The following is an 18,673-nucleotide window of genomic DNA, read 5'->3' on the forward strand; positions in this document are numbered from 1 at the left end:
TCTTGTATAATGAGTAGGTACTAAGAGTTCATAATTGGAGGGGAAGAATATGAAGCGTGAAGACTTATTGGCTCCGGAACATTACAACTTAGTGAGTGAAATGGAACGTTTTGCAAAAGATCCAGAAAAAGTTGCCGTCCTCTGGGAGAACGAAACCGGAGACAAAAAACAACTTACATATGAGAATTTATTAAATAGTGCAAATAAAATCGGAAATGCCTTCAAGAAAAAAGGACTCGGTAAAGGTGATACGGTCCTTATCATAATCCCTCGCTTGGTGGAAGCCTATCAAGTGTATTTAGCCGCATTGAAAATTGGCATGATTGTCATACCTTGTTCCGAAATGCTTCGTGCGAAGGACTTGCAGTATCGAGTCAACCACGGTGATGTTAAAGGAATCGTCAGTTTTCATGAATATACTCATGAATTGAATGAAATAGAGGGAGCAGAAAGCCTTCTGAAGTTTTCAATCGGAAAACGAATGGAAAATTGGCTGGATTTGAATGAGCTTGCCGATGATGAATCCGATCAGCTGCCAATGGCCGACACGAAGAGTGAGGATATGGCGTTCTTATCGTATACTTCCGGAACGACAGGTAATCCAAAAGGGGTTGTCCATACACATGGATGGGCTTATGCCCATTTAAAAACGTCTGCTGCAAACTGGCTGGGCATCAGCGAAGGGGATGTGGTTTGGGCAACGGCAGGCCCAGGGTGGCAAAAGTGGATCTGGAGTCCTTTCCTGGCTGTATTGGGAACGGGTGCAACAGGTCTTGCCTATCATGGGAAGTTCGAGGCGAAAAAATATCTTCAGCTGCTTCAGGGATACAAAGTGAATGCGTTATGCTGCACACCAACCGAGTATCGGTTGATGGCAAAGGTGGATAACCTTGATGACTATGATTTATCCCATCTTCATAGTGCAGTATCAGCGGGAGAGCCTTTAAATCAAAAAGTGTTCGAGGTCTTTAAAAACCATTTCCATATTGAAGTGCGAGATGGATATGGACAAACCGAAAATACCCTTTTGGTAGGTGTAACAAAAGGCATGGATATTAAATTGGGCTCCATGGGCAAACCGACTCCGGGCAACCATGTGGAAATCATTGATGATTCCGGTAAACCCTGTTCTCCTGGTATAGTCGGGGATATTGCCGTACATATCGATACACCTGCTCTTTTTAAAGAATATTTTAAAGATCCCGAGCGGACATCGAAGCAATTCCGTGGGGACTATTATATCACCGGCGATCAGGCGAAAATGGATGAAGATGGTTATTTCTGGTTTGAGGGTCGAACTGATGATATCATCATCAGTTCGGGATATACCATTGGACCGTTTGAAGTGGAAGATGCACTCGTTAAGCATCCATATGTGAAAGAGTGTGCCGTTATAGCAAGTCCTGATGAAATAAGGGGAAATGTGGTCAAGGCGTATGTCGTCTTGATGGATGATATCGATCCGGACAGCCAAGATTTGATCAAAACGCTTCAATCGCACGTAAAAGAATTGACTGCTCCATATAAATATCCAAGGAAAATCGAATTTTTAGATGAGCTTCCCAAAACGACATCGGGTAAAATCAAACGGGTGGATTTACGGAAAAGGGAAGAAGCACTACTTAATAATTAACGAAAGCATTTCCGTCAGCCCCCGGCTGACGTTTTTTTATTAACAGAGGCTTGTATAATCATAAATATGGGAATCCGTGAATTGAGATGGTACACTTACTGCATATCTGAAGGGAAAGAATCATTTAATAAGGAGTGTAGAGCGGGATGGGAACGTTATGGTTCAATGGGGCGATTTATACGATGATTAAAGAAAAAGATCAAGTGGATGCACTTTTCACTGAAAAGGGGGTAATTGTTGATACCGGCAGCATTGACTATTTAGAACGTAAATATGCCGGCAATATTTCCAGGGAAATCGACTTAAAAGGACAAACGATGCTGCCAGGGTTAGTGGATAGTCACCTTCATTTGGTCGGGCATGGTGAAAGACTGCTTCGTCTAGACCTCTCTTTGATGGATAGCAGGGAGTCCATCATGAATGCCTTGAAGGAAAAGTGCTCAAAGACCCCTGCTGGAAAGTGGATTGTTGCCGAAGGGTGGAATGAAAATGAATGGCCCAGTCCTGAATTGATTTTACGGGATGAGCTTGACGCGATATCTACAGAACATCCCATCGTATTGAAAAGGATCTGCCGCCATGCCTTGGTGGTCAATTCCTGCGCCCTTTTGGAAGCGGGTATTAAAGAAGATATAAAAGAACCGTCAGGCGGGGTGATCTGCCGCTATCCAGAAGGACGGTTAAATGGTTTATTTAAAGAAAGCCAGGCGCAGAACCTGATTTTAGACAGCCTTCCTGGCATTGACCAAGAGTATATCGAAAACGCACTCATAGAGGCCATAGAAGACGCATATAAGCTAGGTTTGACTGGCGGACATACTGAAGACCTCCATTACTATAATGGCTTCCTTCCGACATATCAGGCGTTTAAATCGGTAATCGAGGACAGGGAAATGGCCTTTCGCGCCAATTTACTCGTCCATCACGAAGCGTTCGAAGAAATGCTGAAAGCAGGCGGCAGCTATCAAGAAGGTACGCGATATATCAAGTTCGACAGCATGAAGATATTTACCGACGGCTCCTTAGGCGGACGCACAGCCCTGTTAAGCGAACCCTATGCAGATCAAAGGGATACGAACGGTGTCGCGATATTCACTGAGCATGAGCTTCAGGAATGGGTGAAAAAAGCAAGGGATGCCGGAATGCCGATTGCTGTCCATGCCATTGGCGATCTCGCTTTTGAATACGTCTTGAATGCAATTGAAGCCATCCCCCCAAAAGAGGGACAGAGGGACCGGCTCATCCATGCGCAGATCGTCCGGCCGGAGCTGCTGGAGCGGGCGGCAAAACTGCAGGTCATATTTGATATCCAACCAGGTTTCGTCACGTCCGATTTTCCGTGGGTGGAAGAAAAGGTTCCAGCCAATCTATTGGATTCCTCCTATGCCTGGAAAACCTATTTGAATATGGGCATCATTTGTGCGGGAGGGTCAGATGCGCCTATAGAGCCATTAAATCCAATTTTGGGCATCCATGCTGCTGTCACAAGGACGAAAATCAACAGTGAGGACAGTACCGTATATGGCTTGGATGAAAGGCTCTCCGTTCATGATGCCTTCGCACTTTATACAAAAGGGAGTGCTGCAGCTATCGGCCAGGAAAAACGCCGCGGTCAGATCATCAAAGGGTACGATGCAGATTTTACCGTGTTTAATCTGGATGTCTTTGCTGTTGCGCCGGATGATCTCCTGAAAGTTGAGGCGGTCATGACGGTCATCGATGACAGAATCATGTATGATAAAAAATAACAGTTGCAAAAAAGAAATGGATACGCAAAATAGTTAGATGGAATTCGATAAAGGAATTAATGGAAAGAAGGCAGGTTATGAAAGTGGATGAACAAAAAGAAGGGGCGATCTATGCAGCCCTTTCTTATATGATGTGGGGAGTCGTGCCAATTTACTGGAAGTTCCTTCAGGGAGTCGGAGCTACAGAAATCTTGGCTCAGAGGGTATTATGGTCTTTCGTCTTCATGCTGGTTTTATTGATGTTCATGAAAAAACGACAAGCGTTTCTTGATTATGTCAAAAACATATTGGGAAATCCCAAACTCTTTGCGGCGTTACTAACGGCCTCACTGCTCGTTACAGCTAATTGGGGAGTGTTCATCTGGGCCGTTAACTCAGGACGGATCCTTGACACGAGCCTTGGATATTATATCAATCCGCTAGTCAGTGTACTATTGGGAGTGATAGTTTTAAAAGAAAAATTGAGCGGGGCACAGATCATGTCGTTCCTGCTTGCAGGAATCGGGGTCTTGATCCTAGGCATTCATTTCGGTACGATCCCGTGGGTCTCTCTTGTTTTGGCCATGACCTTTGGATTATACGGCCTGGCAAAAAAAATGATCAAAGCCGAATCGGCGATCGGGCTGACGCTCGAAACGATGATGGTAACGCCTCTTGCCCTGGGTTACCTGATATACTTGATGAACCAATCAGAAATGCAATTCTTTACAGCAGGAAGCACAAGCTTGCTGTTGGTGGGCGGTGGGATTGTCACGGCCTTGCCTCTTTTATATTTTGCAAAGGGGGCGGAGAAGATCCCGTTATCGATGCTTGGGATTTTTCAGTATATCGCTCCGACCTTATCCTTACTGATCGGGGTATTCGTCTATCACGAAAGTTTTACAAAAGCGCATCTTTTAGCCTTTTTGTTCATATGGTCAGCCTTGGCTGTTTATACACTATCCATTACGAAATGGGGCCAGGCAAGTGCACGCAGGTTTAAAGGCAAAGGGAACATCGGTGCGTGAATAAGAAAAAATGCTTGGTGGTTCCATCCCCAAGCATTTTTTTTGCCTATATTTAAAGAAACCGGTTTTACGGCAGGAGAATTGCTTGAGTCATGAAAGATAAATCTTCGGACCTATTTCAGAAACAATCAAATCAGATAGGCTGACAAGACCGTGAACGGGCTTTGCACGGGAGATAGTTGGTTGGAATTGTCTATAGTAGGAACTATCCAAGCTAATGATATGCTTTGTCAGGAATGCTGAGATGGCGGCATTCGGCTTTCTATTGCTATTTAGTTCATCGATGATACCCTGTGCATTGGTAATCCCGATCCCGTGGCCATAAAAGAGGTCTTCTCCTAATAATATTGCATTCTCACCTTGCCATTCAGGTGTTTCCTCATCGTGATCAGGGTTTTTGAAGTAAAGGCAATCCCCTGGTAAATAATCCGTTCCTTGATGAACATGAAGAGCCATATTCTTCGGAGGGCGCCAGTCATATAGAAATAGGCTTGAAAAAAGATAGTCGAAATTCCTAGGGCCGATTAAATCCAAAATGGCCTTTAAAAAAGTGACGACTATCGCTGTACCGCATTCGAAAGCGTAAAGCGTTCCATTCAAGAAAATGTCCAGGAGTGCAACATGAGGGGCAATCCCTGGCTGAAGGGTAAAAGTGCCATCCTTTGAAAGGCGCCAATATTGTTTATTGGATGCCGATTCCTCAAGTGTGGAAAATTCTGCATCACTTTTATCCAACGCAAAAGCTGCCTCGATGACTCGGTGCCTCAGTTGTATATCGAAATTAAGGTATCCAAAGCTCCGATATTCAAAAATGTTAGAATCTTCCGCTAGCAATTGGAGAATTTCAAGCGATTTAGCAGATGCTATACCTGGTTGGATGTGACTGACATCTAATAATTTGTGATTAATCTTTATCATGATCATATCCACCTTTTGCTTTTGAAATTAAGGGCTTATAAAACCAGTACACAAAAAATGTCCACAGGTTATGCTCATTATATGAATACCTGCAAGGAAATGACTCTTTGAACGTGTCAGGCACGTAAACGAGAATGATTGGAATGGCATGATGTTTTGCTAGATATCCTTTAACGCAAGGGAAACCTTTCCAATTGTTGAGAAGAAGCAAATTAGTATTCCTTTTTCTCCATGAATTGATATAATGGGAGAGAAAAGTTCATATGTGCGAGAAATGTAGGGGGGCCAGTACTGCTGGCTGAGATTGCGTCCTTTAGATGCTGACTCTTTGAACCTGATCTGGATGATGCCAGCGGAGGGAACATATTATTACTGACTTTCTGTTTTGTATGTTAAACGTCCGAATTCATCTTCGGGCGTTTTTTGTTTTTTACCGGTATTGGAATGGACCCTGGCGCCCCATTATGGTTTCGGCATATGGATCTTATATGATGTGTAGGAGGATAATAGTTTGAATAAATTCTTACCACTGTTAACTTCGTTGTTCCTTTTGGCTGGATGTGGGGCAGGCGGAACTAATGAAAAAGAAGAATCATCTAAAAAAGAAGGCAATAAAGAATTAAAAAAGGTATCGGTCGTGCTTGATTGGACACCGAATACAAACCATACAGGATTGTATGTAGCCAAGGAAAAAGGGTATTTCAAAGAACAAGGTCTGGATGTGGAAATTATCATGCCAGGCGAAGCTGGAGCTGATAAACTTGTGGCTTCAGGGAAATCTGAATTTGGCGTGAGCTACCAGGAGGGCATTACGCAGGCCCGCGTGCAAGGCGTACCGATTGTTTCGCTAGCTGCTGTCATCCAGCATAATACCTCTGGATTCGCTTCACCTGCGGCAAAAAACATTAAAACTCCCAAGGATTTTGAAGGGAAAACGTATGGTGGCTGGGGGTCTCCAGTTGAAAAGGCCATTATTGATTCACTTATGAAAAAAGAAAATGCCGATGTAAATAAAGTGGATATAGTGAATACAGGGGACACAGATTTTTTCACTTCAGTTAAAAGGGATATAGATTTCGCCTGGATTTATTATGGGTGGACAGGTATCGAGGCTGAGTTGCGGAATGAAAAGCTTAATATGGTTTACTTAACCGAATACTCTGATAAGCTTGATTACTATACGCCTGTTTTGACAACAAATGAAAAGATGATTAAAGAGGATCCTGAGACTGTTAAAGCATTCGTTCATGCAGCTTCGAAAGGGTACCAGTTTGCAATTAAGAATCCTGATGATGCAGCGGACATATTAATTAAGTCTGCACCTGATCTAGATCCAAAACTAGTGAAGAAAAGCCAGGAGTGGCTTGCAGATAAGTATCAGGATGATGCTCCGCGTTGGGGTGAACAAAAGCTTGAAATCTGGAAGAATTACAGTGATTGGATGAAGGAAAATAAGCTTCTTGAAGGTGATTTCAATCCTGAAAAGGCATTTACCAATGAATTTTTACCAAAATAGGAGGAAATACAATGGCCAATTCATTAATTAGTATACAAATCATTCCTAAAGGGGAAAATGTCATCCCCATGGTCGATGAAGCAATCAAGATCATTGATGAATCAGGTGTCAAGTATGAGGTTCACCCGCTAGAAACAACAATGGAGGGTGAGCTATCCGAGCTTTTTGCCGTGATAGAAAAAATGAATGTAAGAATGATTGAATTAGGCTCGCCGAATGTCATTTCCCAAGTGAAGATACTATATCAGCCAAGCGGGATTACGATGGATACGTTAACGGAGAAATATCGGGCATGATCAAAAGGGGAATTTGGAAGAAGGGGGCTCCCTTCTTTCTTTTATTATGTTTGCTGATAGTATGGGAGTCAATGACAGTCTTATTAAAGGTTGAAAAATGGCTGCTTCCCGCTCCATCAGCCATTTTCATTGAAGGAATTGAGTCGTCCCGTAATCTTTTTGGACACCTTATATCAACAACTGAGCTTGCGTTATCGGGTTTTCTTATTGGAAGCTGTATCGGGTTATTAATTGCTGCAATCTTACACCTATTTCCAGGTGTGAAGGACGCGGTTTATCCTCTGCTCATACTCTCGCAAAATATACCAATCATAGTTTTGGCACCGCTTTTAGTGATCTGGTTTGGCTTTGGCATGCTGCCTAAGTTAATTGTGATTTCACTCGTATGTTTTTTTCCGGTTGCGGTTGCTTCATTGGACGGTTTTCGCCAGACACCTTACGAACTTAAGCATTATTTCAAGATGATGGGAGCGGGGAAAAACCAGTTATTTTGGAAGCTGGAACTTCCCCACTCGATCCCGTTCATTTTCTCAGGCCTAAAAATTTCGGCCACCTATAGTATAATGGGTGCGGTTATTTCGGAATGGCTTGGGGCTAAATCGGGGATTGGTGTTTATATGACGCTCGCTTCCTCCGCGTTTCGGACAGATCGGGTGTTTGTTGCCATTTTCATCATTATGGGAATGAGCCTTCTCTTTTTTGGAATCATCACATTCCTGGAGAAATATTTAGTTTCATGGAAGAGAAAGGAGGGTGAAAGGGATGATGCTGGAAATTAAAGATGTCTCCTTTTCTTTCGATGGTAAACAGAATATTTTAGAGAATATGAATTTCCATGTAGATGATGGGGAATTTGTCACAATCCTAGGACCATCTGGCAGCGGTAAAAGTACGTTGTTCCACTTGATAGGCGGTATTTTGAAGCCGGATCAGGGCATCATTTCGTTGGATGGTAAAAAGATAAATGGCTTTAAGGGCCATATAAGCTATATGCCGCAGCAGCCATCCCTTTTACCTTGGAGAACGGTGCTGGATAATGTTTTGCTTGGAAGTGAGCTTGCTGGGATAAGAGACAAAGAAATGGCAAAAGCCCTTTTGTTGAAAGCTGGATTAGAAGAGTATGTGAAGGCATATCCGCATGAATTATCTGGGGGCATGAAGCAAAGGGCCGCTTTCATTCGAAGCATTTTAAGTCAACAGGACTTGATGTGCCTGGACGAACCCTTTTCTGCTCTGGATGAACTAACAAGATTGGAAATGCAAAAATGGCTTTTGTCTGTTTGGGAACAAAATCGGAGATCTGTGCTTTTTGTTACCCACAGCATAGATGAAGCGGTTTTCCTTTCAGATAGAATTTATGTGTTATCAGCAAAACCGGCTGCTGTCATCAAAGAAGTGAAAGTTCCATTTCCAAGGCCAAGAAGTGAGGAACAATTTCTAAGTGATGAATTTTTAAATTTGAAGAGAGAATTATATGCCGCACTAAAGCCAACCCTTTCTTAAGTCAGGAGGAAATTGAAAATGAAGATCATCGACAGCCATATCCATTTGGATAGGTATGATGAAAGTGAACAGAAGCAGATTCTCTCTTATATGGAAAAGGTGCATTTGGAATCATTGGTGACAGTTTCCATGAATTTAACCTCTTCCATAAACAATGACCAGCTTTCACTCAAAGATTCACGAATTAAGCCTGCCTTCGGCTTTCATCCTGAGCAGCCCCTCCCGAGTAAAGAGGAAGTGAACGAATTATTGTATTGGATGCGGGAACATCGTCATAATATGGTTGCTGTAGGTGAGATCGGACTCCCGTATTACTTAAGGCAGGAAAATCCCAATATGGATACGTCAGGTTATGTAGAGATACTGGAAAGGTTGCTGGCTTTTGCTAAAGAGGTTGAAAAGCCGGTTATCCTTCATGCCGTTTATGGCGATGCCCCCATCGTTTGCGACCTTTTGGATAAGCATCAAATCACAAAGGCACACTTTCATTGGTTTAAAGGTGATATCAGGACAGTCGAAAGAATGGCCGAAAAGGGGTACCGAATTTCGATTACACCTGATGTTTGTTATGAGAGGGAAATACAGGAATTGGTTTTTGCATACCCACTTAAGCTGATGATGATTGAAACGGATGGCCCATGGCCGTTTGAAGGGGTTTTCAAAGGGAAATGGACGCACCCGGGCATGATGCATGAAAGTGTTCGTCAAATTGCTTCGATTAAAGGATTGCCAATTGAGGATGTCTATGAAATCCTTTATCAAAATACGAAAGATTTTTACCATATATAAAAGGTACCGGACATATCCGGTACCTTTATTAGTTAGTTCAAAGAAAGGTCCTTTTCACCTTTTCCCAAAAGGAATTATCCTTAAGCTTAACGGTCTTGATGACTTTACCGCTTAACCGGACCTTGACCTTTTCAACATGATTGATGCTTAAGGCTTCATTGTCCATTCCGATGATCGGGTAGCTTGGCCCGTTTTGTTCAAGGTGGACGGTCAACGTCCTATCGCCGCTTAGGATGAATGAAGAACCTAGGGTCCGATAGGAATTATTATTGATGGATGCGAGCTCGCTCACTTGAAAACAAGGGAGAAGGGGATCCACAACGGCCCCGTTTACCGATTTATTATAGGCGGTGCTTCCGGTCGGGGTCGCAATGATGATTCCGTCGCCGCGAAAAGTTTCAAAATGGAGTTGATCAATGAAAATATCCATGATGAACGTTTTGGTTATGGAAGTCCGGATACTGAGTTCATTGAGGGCATAAAAGGAGGGCTGATCGTCCAACTGGATATCGATGGTTGGATATTTACGCACCTCGATTTGCTCTCTTGTCATGGCATCGATCATTTTATCCGTGTCTTCCAAGTGGAAATCGCAATACATATTCAAGTTACCTGTGGTGGAAATGCCTGCATATAAACAATCATCCCTGAACCCGGTTTTACGGGCTGCCTGCAGGAATGTGCCGTCATCACCTATGCTTACGATGATGTTGGCCTTTGTGAAATCTTGGATGACTTCATAAGAATGCTGTTTCGCTAAGTCCGATAAGTATTCGATCTTGTTAAGTATTTCTGCATTCGGTGCATGGAAAAAATAAATATTCCTGCGAGTGTTCATCATGTTCCCCCCTAGTATGATTGGTGATGAAAGGGCTTTCTTTTTCCTGTTCAGGTAAATGCAGATCGTGCAAAATGCACTGATGCATTTCCAATTAGAGGATTATTTGCTACAATTTTATATGTCTAGTTTATCATGGAATGAAACATTAATGTATGCAGTTCGTATGATAAGAAGGATACATATATTTAAGGGGGAAAACAGATGAATGGAAAACGTTGGGCGGCACTTGGAATTGCAGCCGTTTTATTTTTTGTCTCTATTGCTGTAGGGACGGCTACAACTCTATTTACAGCGGATACGGAAAATATCATTGATGAATTATTTGCTTCTGAAAGTGCATTTAACGAGGAAGTCATAGAAGGCGATGATTTTTCTAATGTTATTGCAGTATTCGATGTAGAGGGAACGATTCAAGATACAGGAGAAGCTTCATTACTAAGTTCAGCAACATATAATCACCGTGCCTTCATGGATAAGCTGAAGATGGCAGAGGAAAATGATGATATCAAAGGAATCATACTAAGGGTGAATTCTCCTGGCGGCGGTGTCGTAGAAAGTGCTGAGATCTATGATAAGATCCTTGATATTAAAAAAGTGAAAAAACCTGTTTATGTTTCAATGGGATCAATGGCGGCTTCCGGCGGATATTATATTTCTGCGCCAGCCGATAAGATTTACGCCAGCCCAGAAACGATGACGGGTTCACTAGGTGTCATCATGCATGGGTATAATTACGAGAAGCTGGCCAAGAAGTATGGCGTTGAGTTCGAAACCATCAAAAGCGGACCACACAAAGATATTATGAGCCCAACTCGGGAAATGACTGGAGAAGAACGTGAAATACTGCAAAATATGATTAATAATTCTTATGATCAATTTGTAAAAGTCATTGCCGACGGACGAGGTATGACAGAGAATGAAGTACGCAAAATTGCTGATGGCCGCATTTATGATGGGCGTCAGGCTAAAGAAAACCATTTAATAGATGATTTCGGCCATTTGGATGATGTAATTGCCGCGATGAAAACTGATATCGGTAAAAAAGATGCTCAAGTTATCCGATATACCGATGAGGCAGGTTTCGGTTCATTATTCAGTATGGGAGCGCAAAAAATGTTGGGGAATGATGTGGAAACGGCCGTCTTGACAAAAATCCTTTCCTCTTCAAATTCTCCACGCTTAATGTATTTGTATGCGGAATAGGGGGGCTGAAGGATGACGGAACGAAATGAAAACAATGAACAAATCACTGCATCCAATGTACTGGCAGATCAAGAGGTTCCCGTTCAGCAGGAATTTACGCCAGCCAAGCAGGCCGTGGATGATGGCGGAGTCAAGAGAGTGCATTTTGCTGGATTTTGGATGAGATTTTGGGCCTATTTAGCTGATTTGTTGGTTATCGGAAGTTTGAATCGGATTTTGATTCATCCCATCTTCAAGTTTTATGAAGGGACAGATGATCTTTGGTTTTCCGCAGAAGGCTTACTAACAGGGATCGTATTCTTCTTATACTTTGTTTTGATGACCAAATTCTTGAACCAAACCCTTGGTAAGATGATTTTTGGACTGAAAGTCGTTACATTGAGGGAAGAGACAAAAACCATTTCTTGGGGTACGGTATTGTTCAGGGAGCTGATTGGCCGATATATTTCAAAAGTTACTTGGATCGGCTATCTCCTGGCAGGCTTATTACCGAAGAAACAGGCTTTGCATGATGTCTTTGCAGACACGGGTGTTGTTTTGATCAGAAGATGATATTTTCCATTCATGAATCTGTAAGAGCGTATTTTTCGCTTTTGCAGGTTTATTTTTTTTTGCATTTGCCGATAATGATAGGCTGAAGGGGTGTGGGTGCATGATGTGGGTTTTGCTGATTATAGGTATCCTCATTTTGGTGCTGCTTATTCTTATTTTCACAAAAGTAAGAGTATACATTGACTACAAACGTGTCCAAACGAATGACAAAATACATATTAAATTATCAGCTTGGTATGGACTTATTCACTATACGTTCAAAGTCCCGGTCATTAAAAAGGATGATGACTCGGCAGCTATAGTAGTAAAGGAAGAGCAAGAAATGAACGGAAAAACCGAAAAGGAAGAAAAGAAAAAAATCACACCCGAAGATTTGCGTGACGGATTCGCTGACATGAAGGAGTTGCTTCAGCATATGGTCGGATTTCATAAGGTCGTCCGTCAGTTCACAGGGAAAATCCAAGTTAAAAAATTCAGCTGGCATAGTATTGTCGGTACTAAAAACGCTGCACATACAGGTGTTTTAACAGGTGCATGCTGGGCGCTTAAAGGCTCAATCATCGGTTTGCTGACAACCTATTTCAACTTCCGGATCATGCCCGCATATTCCATTACACCTGACTTTCAAAGATGGCAGGCCAATACGTCGATTTCCTGCATATTACAATTTAGAATCGGGCAGGCTATGGTGACTGGAATAAAACTGCTTCGTTATTGGAAAGGCGGAAAACCGCATTTCAGGTCCAGGAAATTAGCGAAGCTATCAGGTGATTCCAATAAACAATCGTTCTAGAGTGGAGGAATTTAAATGTCAGATCATCCGATTCAAGGTTTAATGAAAGAAGCGATGGAAAATCTGAAAGAAATGGTCGATGTGAACACGATCATCGGTGATCCGGTGGAGACTCCGGATGGAAGTGTCATTTTAACCGTATCCAAAGTTGGTTTTGGTTTTGCAGCCGGTGGCAGCGAATTTGTAATGGATGGAAACCATCAAGCACATCAAGGTGATTCCAAGCAGCCTTTTGGCGGCGGTAGCGGCGGTGGGGTTTCCATAACACCAATTGCCTTTTTGATTGTCGGTTCCCACGGGGTGAAAATGATTCATCTTGATGAAGGTACGCATCTTCTCGAAAAAATGATGGATTTAGCTCCTCAAGTCGTCGATAAGATTCAGTCCATGCTATCTAAAAAAGAAAGTAGTAATCAAAGGCAAGGCAGCAGTAGCGGTCAAACAAACGTAAAGAGGTACCAAGAACCTAAACAGGATTTAGATTTCTAACTGCGACTCGGCATCCGCCGAGTTTTCTTTTTGCTGTAATATGCTTACACCACTTAATGCTTGATTTTCCACACATGTGAACCGCCAATTCACTTTTCCAAATTCAATTAATTGCAAAATTCCGGTAAAACAAATATTATTATGCTTGTACATATAGCAGAAAGAGGAGGAATTTTTAATGGCTTCAGTTACATTTAAAAACAACCCGGTCACTTTAGTGGGATCAGAACTAAAAGTTGGGGACAAAGCACCTGATTTTACGGTATTGGCTAATGACTTATCACCGGTTACATTAAGCGACTCCAAAGGTACTGTCCGCATCATCAGTGTAGTTCCATCTGTCGATACAGGTGTATGTGATGCACAGACACGTAAATTCAATGAAGAAGCGGCAAAATTGGATAATGTAAAAGTTCTGACGATCAGTAACGATCTTCCTTTCGCGCAAAAACGCTGGTGTGCTGCTAGTGGCCTGGACAATGTTCAAGTTCTTTCCGATCACCGTGACCTTTCATTCGGTGAAGCCTATGGTGTCGTTATGCAAGAACTTCGACTATTGGCACGCTCGGTGTTCGTTGTAAACAGCAATGATGAAATCACATATGTAGAATATGTTAGTGAAGGTACCAACCATCCAAATTACGAGGGTGCAATCGAAGCGGCTAAAGCAGCAAAATAAGAGGCGAATTCTTAGAAACCGGACGCAATGTGTCCGGTTTTTTGTTTTTATGTTTGGCTCTTTTCGTAAAGATTGTTGTTTTTAAAACGACACTATTTAAGGTTGATTGGAGCGGAAGTGCGAGACCCCACAGGCGTTTACGCCGAGGAGGCTCACCGCCCGCACCAAGGAAAGCGAGCATCTGGAGGGGAAATCAACCACAACTCACTACCTGGTAAACAGCCTAATGTTTAAAAGGAGAATATAGTTCATTGGTTATTAAATTCTAACCAACCAAGTGAAATCACAAAGATAATCCAAAGAACAGTTAATATCCCGTACAAAATAAAAACAAAAAATCCCCACTTTAGAATCTTTTTTAGTATCATCCAAATAACACTTCCCCCTAGTCATCCACACTCGAAATGAACATATTTACCATTTGTTTACCAATTTTTAAAAACTTTTAAAAAAGAGTGGCTCGATTCTAAATATACGGACTTTCAAATAGGAAAACAGTACGTTAAACAAACGAAGAATGTTAAGCAGGACGTACGACTTGTATCTCTTTCTTCTTACCTATAAAATAAGGACAGAAGCAAACAGGAGGAATTAATAAGTGAAGTCTACCCCAGTTGAACAATTATTTTATGAATTTGATGAAACAGCCCAAATATTGCAAAGTGAATTATCATGTACGTATCTGGATGCCCTAGGTGAAACGGGTGAGAACTTCTTCCAGGGGAAAGTCCTGCAGGAGGAAATCAGTGAAGTATCGAAGAAAAGGTTAGTTAAGCATTATGGAGATTTTTCACCAGAGAAATATGAGAAGGAAGCAATTCGTAAAGCGTACCAGCTTGCTATTTTAAAAGGCATGCAGGAGAGCGTCCAACCGAATCATCATATGACACCGGATGCAGTCGGCATGTTCGTCAGCTATTTAGTCGGTAAATTCACCAAGGATCAAAAAGAATTGGTCATGCTAGATCCAGCTGTCGGAACGGGGAATTTACTATTTGCGATCTTGAATCAACTTACTGATAAAAGTATCGCATCATATGGTGTCGAGATTGATGAAACCTTGATCAGGCTTGCTTATGCAGGTGCCAACCTGCAAGAACATCCGCTGCAATTTTTCAACCAGGACAGCTTGGAGCCGCTTTTCATCGATCCTTCCGATGTTGTGGTCAGTGATTTGCCGATTGGTTATTATCCGAATGATGTGCGTGCAGCCGAATATGAATTGAAGGCAGATAATGGACATTCATATGCACACCATTTGTTTATTGAGCAAAGTGTTAAACATGTAAAGGATGGCGGACACCTTTTCTTCATTGTCCCTAATAACCTGTTCGTCTCGGAGGAAGCGCCGAAACTCAATGATTTCCTGAAGAAGCATACACATATCCAAGGGATGGTGCAACTGCCGCTTTCCATGTTTAAGAGTGAAGCGGCTGCGAAAAGCATCCTGATCCTTCAAAAGAAAAAAGAGGGTATCGAAGCTCCGAAGAAGGCACTGCTCGTACAACTTCCGAAGTTATCGGATTTCGAAGCGACAAGCTCTGTCATGCAGCAGATGGATGATTGGTTTAAAGAGGAAAAGTAGTCAATGAAAGCTGATGCCACAGGCATTGGCTTTCATTTTTTTATTCCTAATTTTTGGTTTTTATTTGGTTGTATCCGCTCGCCATGATAAAATTGTACAATACACTGCATGTTTCGTTGAGATGATCATTGGAAGAACTAGCTTAGAGTAAAGGAGCAGGATGGATGTCAAAAATCATGGCTATTAATGCTGGCAGCTCTTCATTGAAGTTTCAACTTTTTGAGATGCCAAGTGAAAACGTAATTACAAAGGGTCTTGTAGAAAGGATTGGCTTGAAAAATTCCACATTCACTTTGAGCGTCGAAGGCAAAAAGGTATCTGAAACGGTGCATATACCCAACTATGAAGTGGCAGTAGGGCTTTTATTGAAAAAGCTGATTTACCATCGCATCATTGAATCCTTTGAAGAGATAGATGGCGTAGGGCATCGGGTTGTGCATGGTGGTGAGGTGTTCAGTGACTCCGTCTTGATTACGGTGGAAGTAATAGAGGAAATCGAAAAGCTTTCCGAGTTGGCACCCCTTCATAATCCCGCCAATATCACGGGAATCAAAGCCTTCAGGCAAATACTTGATGTTCCTGCTGTTGCCGTATTCGATACTGCCTTTCATCAAACGATGGCTGCAGATTCATATTTGTACAGCTTACCCTTTGAATATTATGAAAAATATGGAATAAGGAAATATGGGTTTCATGGTACTTCACATAAATATGTGTCGAAGCGGGCTGCAGCAATGATTGGCCGCCCAATCGAACAGCTTCGCTTGTTATCCTGCCATTTAGGGAATGGTGCAAGCATTACGGCCATAAAGGGCGGTAAATCGATTGATACATCAATGGGATTTACACCATTGGCCGGTGTTACAATGGGGACGCGTTCAGGCAACATCGACCCTGCGCTGATTCCATATATCATGGAGAAGACGGGAAAAACGGCTGATGAAGTGCTGGATGTCCTGAATAAGAAAAGCGGCATTCTAGCCCTTTCCGGGTTTTCCAGCGACCTGCGCGATATACAAGTGGAAGCGGATAAAGGCAATGATCGGGCTGTACTCGCACTTGAAGTTTTTGCAGATCGGATTCACAAGTACATAGGTTCCTATTCGGCTAAAATGGGAGGTGTGGACGGCATCATTTTTACAGCGGGCATCGGTGAAAACAGTCAAGCCATTAGGGGTCGAATCTTGGAGGGACTTGAATTCATGGGGGTATATTGGGATAAGGACCTCAACCGTACCTCGGGTAAGGAAGCCTTCATCAATACACCTTATTCCCCCGTTAAAGTGATGGTCATTCCCACTAATGAAGAAATCATGATTGTCAGGGATACCATGAGATTGGCTTTTAGCGAAAACATGACTTCATGATTTTTTATAAAAATCCCTTATCTATTGGTAAGGGATCTTTTCCATGAAAGCATTGATTCAAATGGTTTCACCCTCAACCGCACCTTCTTGCCCCTCTTCATCTTTCTTGAAAAGCCATCCTCTATGGTATACTTAAGGGAGAATCCACCAATTCTGTACATAGGAGGCTTGATGCATGGAATTCACGAATCGGGAAATTAAAATTTGGAATGAAATTAGTGAATGGCAGGAAAATCTTTATCAATATGAGCGAAAAGATTTGTCAGCATTGTATGATAAATGGTTAGAGCAGGGTTTTGACCTGCTTCCAGATAACGTCCAACAACAGTTTTTTGAAAAGCTTGATACTTGGCTTTTTCATTTGCATGCCATGGTTCAGAGCTCACAAATCCAAATAGATGCAAGAGAGCGGATTTTAGCATCTGCGCGCTTGTTTAAGGAAGATATCGAAACGCTGGATGACTTGAATCACTTATCGATCGATCAGTTGAATTACATAGCCAACCAGCATATCGCAAAGCATCGGTTGTATTCATTTGCACAAGGCGGTGTAAGCGGATCTGGTAGCCTGCTCCTGTTAGGGAGTGATATTCCGGCCATGACGGTCATCAATGTCAGGATCGTACAGCTGATTGCGATGTCTTATGGTGTTGAGGTGAATACGCCTTTTGAAATGATGATGGCCCTTAAGGTATTCAATGCAGGAGCGATGCCAAAGAGACTTCAAGGGATGGCCTGGGAAGAATTGATCCGGGAAGTCCAGAACGCGGAAGATGACTATTTTTATTTAGGAATCGAAGAACTTACAAATCCGACCTGGATGGAACAGCCATTGAAGCAGCTGTTGAAAGCCATATCCATAACTGTCTTTCGAAAAAAATTGGTTCGGGGCATTCCATTCATCAGCATGGCCATCGGGGCTGGGGCCAATTATCAAATGACCCGGAATGTCAGTGAATTTGCGCAGAAGTTCTATCAATATCGGTATTTACAGAAGAAGAAGGCTGAAGAAGAATGAGTGTCAGGGATCATAAAGAAGGCTTCACGGAGGCAATTCGCTGCATGGTGATAACCGTTAGTGATACGCGTAATGAAGAAACGGATAAAAGCGGGGCACTGATGGTGGAATTATTGAAATCGAATGGGCATGAAGTGACGGAATATGAAATTGTAAAGGATGAAAGGGAAGCGATTCAAGCTGCGGTCACAGTTGGCAGCCAAAGCAGCAAGGTGGATGTCATATTAACAAACGGTGGCACTGGCATCGCCAATAGGGATGTAACGATCGAGGCGGTTCAAGAATTGATGACAAAGGAAATTCCGGGTTTTGGCGAGATTTTCCGAATGCTCAGCTTTCAAGAGGATATCGGTTCTGCAGCCATTCTATCGAGGGCGATTGCTGGGGTCGTGAACAACAAAGCGGTTTTTTCCACCCCGGGTTCAACGGGGGCAGTTCGGCTTGCGATGAATAAATTGATTCTCCCGGAATTGGGACATGTCGTTGGTGAGCTTCGGAAGGATTTATAAGAGGGATGCAAAAAAAGCCACAGTTTTAAACGAGGGCACTGAAAAAGTCCCTTCCGGGCCAATAGAGGTAGATTTTCTCAGTTTATTCTGAGGAAATCTACCTTTTTTTGTTTTATAATCAAGGTAATAAATTTATGTGGGTGAGTACGATGATTCAAAAACAAACGTCTATGGTTTTTAGTCCTCATATGGCCATTTATGATGTAGTGGTTCCAAAGGATAACATG

The 18,673-nt window shown here is 42.5% G+C and carries 21 protein-coding genes and 1 riboswitch; of the genes, 18 read left to right on the forward strand and 3 right to left on the reverse strand.

Annotated features, from left to right (window positions below):
* Nucleotides 1–49 precede the first annotated feature (49 nt).
* The 3 genes from mbcS (at nt 50) to rarD (ending at nt 4,388) form a co-directional block, all read left to right on the forward strand.
* Nucleotides 50–1,633 carry an acyl-CoA synthetase MbcS gene (mbcS, locus tag AC1DVK_RS11655; RefSeq protein ID WP_477626535.1) on the forward strand — a complete coding sequence of 528 codons (1,584 nt, stop codon included), beginning with the start codon at nt 50–52 and terminating at the stop codon, nt 1,631–1,633.
* Between the two features lie 146 nt (nt 1,634–1,779).
* On the forward strand, nt 1,780–3,381 hold the full coding sequence (locus AC1DVK_RS11660) for an amidohydrolase (protein ID WP_477626536.1): 1,602 nt from the start codon (nt 1,780–1,782) through the stop codon (nt 3,379–3,381).
* 77 nt (nt 3,382–3,458) lie between these two features.
* Complete coding sequence (rarD, locus tag AC1DVK_RS11665; RefSeq protein WP_061464394.1) at nt 3,459–4,388, forward strand: EamA family transporter RarD; 930 nt, start codon at nt 3,459–3,461, stop codon at nt 4,386–4,388.
* A gap of 90 nt (nt 4,389–4,478) precedes the next feature.
* Here rarD and AC1DVK_RS11670 read toward each other — a convergent pair whose 3' ends face one another.
* Nucleotides 4,479–5,306, reverse strand: coding sequence for a protein-glutamine gamma-glutamyltransferase (locus tag AC1DVK_RS11670; RefSeq protein ID WP_284470017.1), 828 nt, complete (start codon nt 5,304–5,306; stop codon nt 4,479–4,481).
* 268 nt (nt 5,307–5,574) lie between these two features.
* Nucleotides 5,575–5,684, forward strand: a riboswitch (TPP riboswitch).
* 133 nt (nt 5,685–5,817) lie between these two features.
* Here AC1DVK_RS11670 and AC1DVK_RS11675 point away from each other — a divergent pair.
* From AC1DVK_RS11675 to AC1DVK_RS11695, 5 genes are read left to right on the forward strand one after another with little or no spacing between them, the layout of a single operon-like run.
* Nucleotides 5,818–6,822: an ABC transporter substrate-binding protein gene (locus AC1DVK_RS11675; RefSeq protein WP_089363630.1), complete on the forward strand. Its 1,005-nt coding sequence runs from the start codon at nt 5,818–5,820 to the stop codon at nt 6,820–6,822.
* An 11-nt stretch (nt 6,823–6,833) separates the two neighbouring features.
* Nucleotides 6,834–7,118, forward strand: coding sequence for a thiamine-binding protein (locus AC1DVK_RS11680; protein ID WP_125160171.1), 285 nt, complete (start codon nt 6,834–6,836; stop codon nt 7,116–7,118).
* On the forward strand, nt 7,115–7,897 hold the full coding sequence (locus AC1DVK_RS11685; protein ID WP_061464390.1) for an ABC transporter permease: 783 nt from the start codon (nt 7,115–7,117) through the stop codon (nt 7,895–7,897). The genes AC1DVK_RS11680 and AC1DVK_RS11685 overlap by 4 nt, the downstream gene beginning before the upstream one ends.
* Nucleotides 7,881–8,621 carry an ABC transporter ATP-binding protein gene (locus tag AC1DVK_RS11690; protein ID WP_061464389.1) on the forward strand — a complete coding sequence of 247 codons (741 nt, stop codon included), beginning with the start codon at nt 7,881–7,883 and terminating at the stop codon, nt 8,619–8,621. The genes AC1DVK_RS11685 and AC1DVK_RS11690 overlap by 17 nt, the downstream gene beginning before the upstream one ends.
* 18 nt (nt 8,622–8,639) lie before the next feature.
* Nucleotides 8,640–9,410, forward strand: coding sequence for a TatD family hydrolase (locus AC1DVK_RS11695; RefSeq protein ID WP_477626537.1), 771 nt, complete (start codon nt 8,640–8,642; stop codon nt 9,408–9,410).
* Between the two features lie 37 nt (nt 9,411–9,447).
* Here AC1DVK_RS11695 and AC1DVK_RS11700 read toward each other — a convergent pair whose 3' ends face one another.
* A complete protein-coding gene (locus AC1DVK_RS11700; RefSeq protein WP_061464387.1) occupies nt 9,448–10,248 on the reverse strand; it encodes an NAD kinase in 801 nt (266 codons plus the stop codon).
* Nucleotides 10,249–10,452: 204 nt separating this feature from the next.
* Between AC1DVK_RS11700 and sppA the strand changes: the two genes are divergently transcribed.
* The 4 genes from sppA to ytfJ all read left to right on the forward strand — a co-directional run bounded on the left by sppA (nt 10,453) and on the right by ytfJ (nt 13,288).
* Complete coding sequence (sppA, locus tag AC1DVK_RS11705) at nt 10,453–11,454, forward strand: signal peptide peptidase SppA (protein ID WP_089361757.1); 1,002 nt, start codon at nt 10,453–10,455, stop codon at nt 11,452–11,454.
* A gap of 12 nt (nt 11,455–11,466) precedes the next feature.
* The gene (locus AC1DVK_RS11710; RefSeq protein ID WP_089361756.1) at nt 11,467–12,006 is read left to right on the forward strand and encodes an RDD family protein; all 540 of its coding nucleotides are present in this window, start codon (nt 11,467–11,469) and stop codon (nt 12,004–12,006) included.
* Nucleotides 12,007–12,106: 100 nt separating this feature from the next.
* Nucleotides 12,107–12,799 carry a DUF2953 domain-containing protein gene (locus AC1DVK_RS11715; protein ID WP_377381313.1) on the forward strand — a complete coding sequence of 231 codons (693 nt, stop codon included), beginning with the start codon at nt 12,107–12,109 and terminating at the stop codon, nt 12,797–12,799.
* Nucleotides 12,800–12,814: 15 nt separating this feature from the next.
* A complete protein-coding gene (gene ytfJ / locus AC1DVK_RS11720; protein ID WP_284470021.1) occupies nt 12,815–13,288 on the forward strand; it encodes a GerW family sporulation protein in 474 nt (157 codons plus the stop codon).
* Here ytfJ and AC1DVK_RS11725 read toward each other — a convergent pair.
* Entirely contained in the window at nt 13,277–13,441 is a 165-nt protein-coding gene (locus AC1DVK_RS11725; protein WP_477626538.1) for a hypothetical protein, read from the reverse strand. The two genes, ytfJ and AC1DVK_RS11725, sit on opposite strands and share 12 nt — an antisense overlap.
* Nucleotides 13,442–13,466: 25 nt before the next feature.
* Here AC1DVK_RS11725 and tpx point away from each other — a divergent pair, with 25 nt between their 5' ends.
* The 6 genes from tpx to AC1DVK_RS11755 all read left to right on the forward strand — a co-directional run bounded on the left by tpx (nt 13,467) and on the right by AC1DVK_RS11755 (nt 18,446).
* Nucleotides 13,467–13,967, forward strand: coding sequence for a thiol peroxidase (gene tpx / locus AC1DVK_RS11730; protein WP_477626539.1), 501 nt, complete (start codon nt 13,467–13,469; stop codon nt 13,965–13,967).
* A 75-nt stretch (nt 13,968–14,042) separates the two neighbouring features.
* Nucleotides 14,043–14,201, forward strand: coding sequence for a hypothetical protein (locus AC1DVK_RS11735; RefSeq protein ID WP_477626540.1), 159 nt, complete (start codon nt 14,043–14,045; stop codon nt 14,199–14,201).
* 364 nt (nt 14,202–14,565) lie between these two features.
* The gene (locus tag AC1DVK_RS11740; RefSeq protein ID WP_061464382.1) at nt 14,566–15,552 is read left to right on the forward strand and encodes a class I SAM-dependent methyltransferase; all 987 of its coding nucleotides are present in this window, start codon (nt 14,566–14,568) and stop codon (nt 15,550–15,552) included.
* Nucleotides 15,553–15,716: 164 nt separating this feature from the next.
* A complete protein-coding gene (locus tag AC1DVK_RS11745) occupies nt 15,717–16,919 on the forward strand; it encodes an acetate kinase (protein ID WP_477626541.1) in 1,203 nt (400 codons plus the stop codon).
* 175 nt (nt 16,920–17,094) lie between these two features.
* Nucleotides 17,095–17,937 (forward strand): EcsC family protein, encoded by an 843-nt coding sequence (locus tag AC1DVK_RS11750; RefSeq protein ID WP_477626542.1) that lies wholly within the window; start codon nt 17,095–17,097, stop codon nt 17,935–17,937.
* A complete protein-coding gene (locus AC1DVK_RS11755; RefSeq protein ID WP_089361748.1) occupies nt 17,934–18,446 on the forward strand; it encodes a MogA/MoaB family molybdenum cofactor biosynthesis protein in 513 nt (170 codons plus the stop codon). Before AC1DVK_RS11750 ends, AC1DVK_RS11755 begins: the two co-directional genes overlap by 4 nt.
* Nucleotides 18,447–18,673 lie beyond the last annotated feature (227 nt).

The organism is Peribacillus sp. P4_B1 (genome assembly GCF_056402395.1).

Bases quoted from the DNA above. Each gene is read 5' to 3' on its own strand.
- ytfJ (WP_284470021.1), top strand. From the start codon at position 12,815: ATGTCAGATCATCCGATTCAAGGTTTAATGAAAGAAGCGATGGAAAAT.
- AC1DVK_RS11710 (WP_089361756.1), top strand. From the start codon at position 11,467: ATGACGGAACGAAATGAAAACAATGAACAAATCACTGCATCCAATGTA.
- AC1DVK_RS11670 (WP_284470017.1), bottom strand. From the start codon at position 5,306: ATGATAAAGATTAATCACAAATTATTAGATGTCAGTCACATCCAACCA.
- rarD (WP_061464394.1), top strand. From the start codon at position 3,459: ATGAAAGTGGATGAACAAAAAGAAGGGGCGATCTATGCAGCCCTTTCT.
- AC1DVK_RS11685 (WP_061464390.1), top strand. From the start codon at position 7,115: ATGATCAAAAGGGGAATTTGGAAGAAGGGGGCTCCCTTCTTTCTTTTA.
- AC1DVK_RS11750 (WP_477626542.1), top strand. From the start codon at position 17,095: ATGGAATTCACGAATCGGGAAATTAAAATTTGGAATGAAATTAGTGAA.
- AC1DVK_RS11695 (WP_477626537.1), top strand. From the start codon at position 8,640: ATGAAGATCATCGACAGCCATATCCATTTGGATAGGTATGATGAAAGT.
- AC1DVK_RS11725 (WP_477626538.1), bottom strand. From the start codon at position 13,441: ATGTACAAGCATAATAATATTTGTTTTACCGGAATTTTGCAATTAATT.
- AC1DVK_RS11745 (WP_477626541.1), top strand. From the start codon at position 15,717: ATGTCAAAAATCATGGCTATTAATGCTGGCAGCTCTTCATTGAAGTTT.
- tpx (WP_477626539.1), top strand. From the start codon at position 13,467: ATGGCTTCAGTTACATTTAAAAACAACCCGGTCACTTTAGTGGGATCA.
- sppA (WP_089361757.1), top strand. From the start codon at position 10,453: ATGAATGGAAAACGTTGGGCGGCACTTGGAATTGCAGCCGTTTTATTT.
- AC1DVK_RS11690 (WP_061464389.1), top strand. From the start codon at position 7,881: ATGATGCTGGAAATTAAAGATGTCTCCTTTTCTTTCGATGGTAAACAG.
- mbcS (WP_477626535.1), top strand. From the start codon at position 50: ATGAAGCGTGAAGACTTATTGGCTCCGGAACATTACAACTTAGTGAGT.
- AC1DVK_RS11680 (WP_125160171.1), top strand. From the start codon at position 6,834: ATGGCCAATTCATTAATTAGTATACAAATCATTCCTAAAGGGGAAAAT.
- AC1DVK_RS11755 (WP_089361748.1), top strand. From the start codon at position 17,934: ATGAGTGTCAGGGATCATAAAGAAGGCTTCACGGAGGCAATTCGCTGC.
- AC1DVK_RS11660 (WP_477626536.1), top strand. From the start codon at position 1,780: ATGGGAACGTTATGGTTCAATGGGGCGATTTATACGATGATTAAAGAA.
- AC1DVK_RS11715 (WP_377381313.1), top strand. From the start codon at position 12,107: ATGATGTGGGTTTTGCTGATTATAGGTATCCTCATTTTGGTGCTGCTT.
- AC1DVK_RS11700 (WP_061464387.1), bottom strand. From the start codon at position 10,248: ATGAACACTCGCAGGAATATTTATTTTTTCCATGCACCGAATGCAGAA.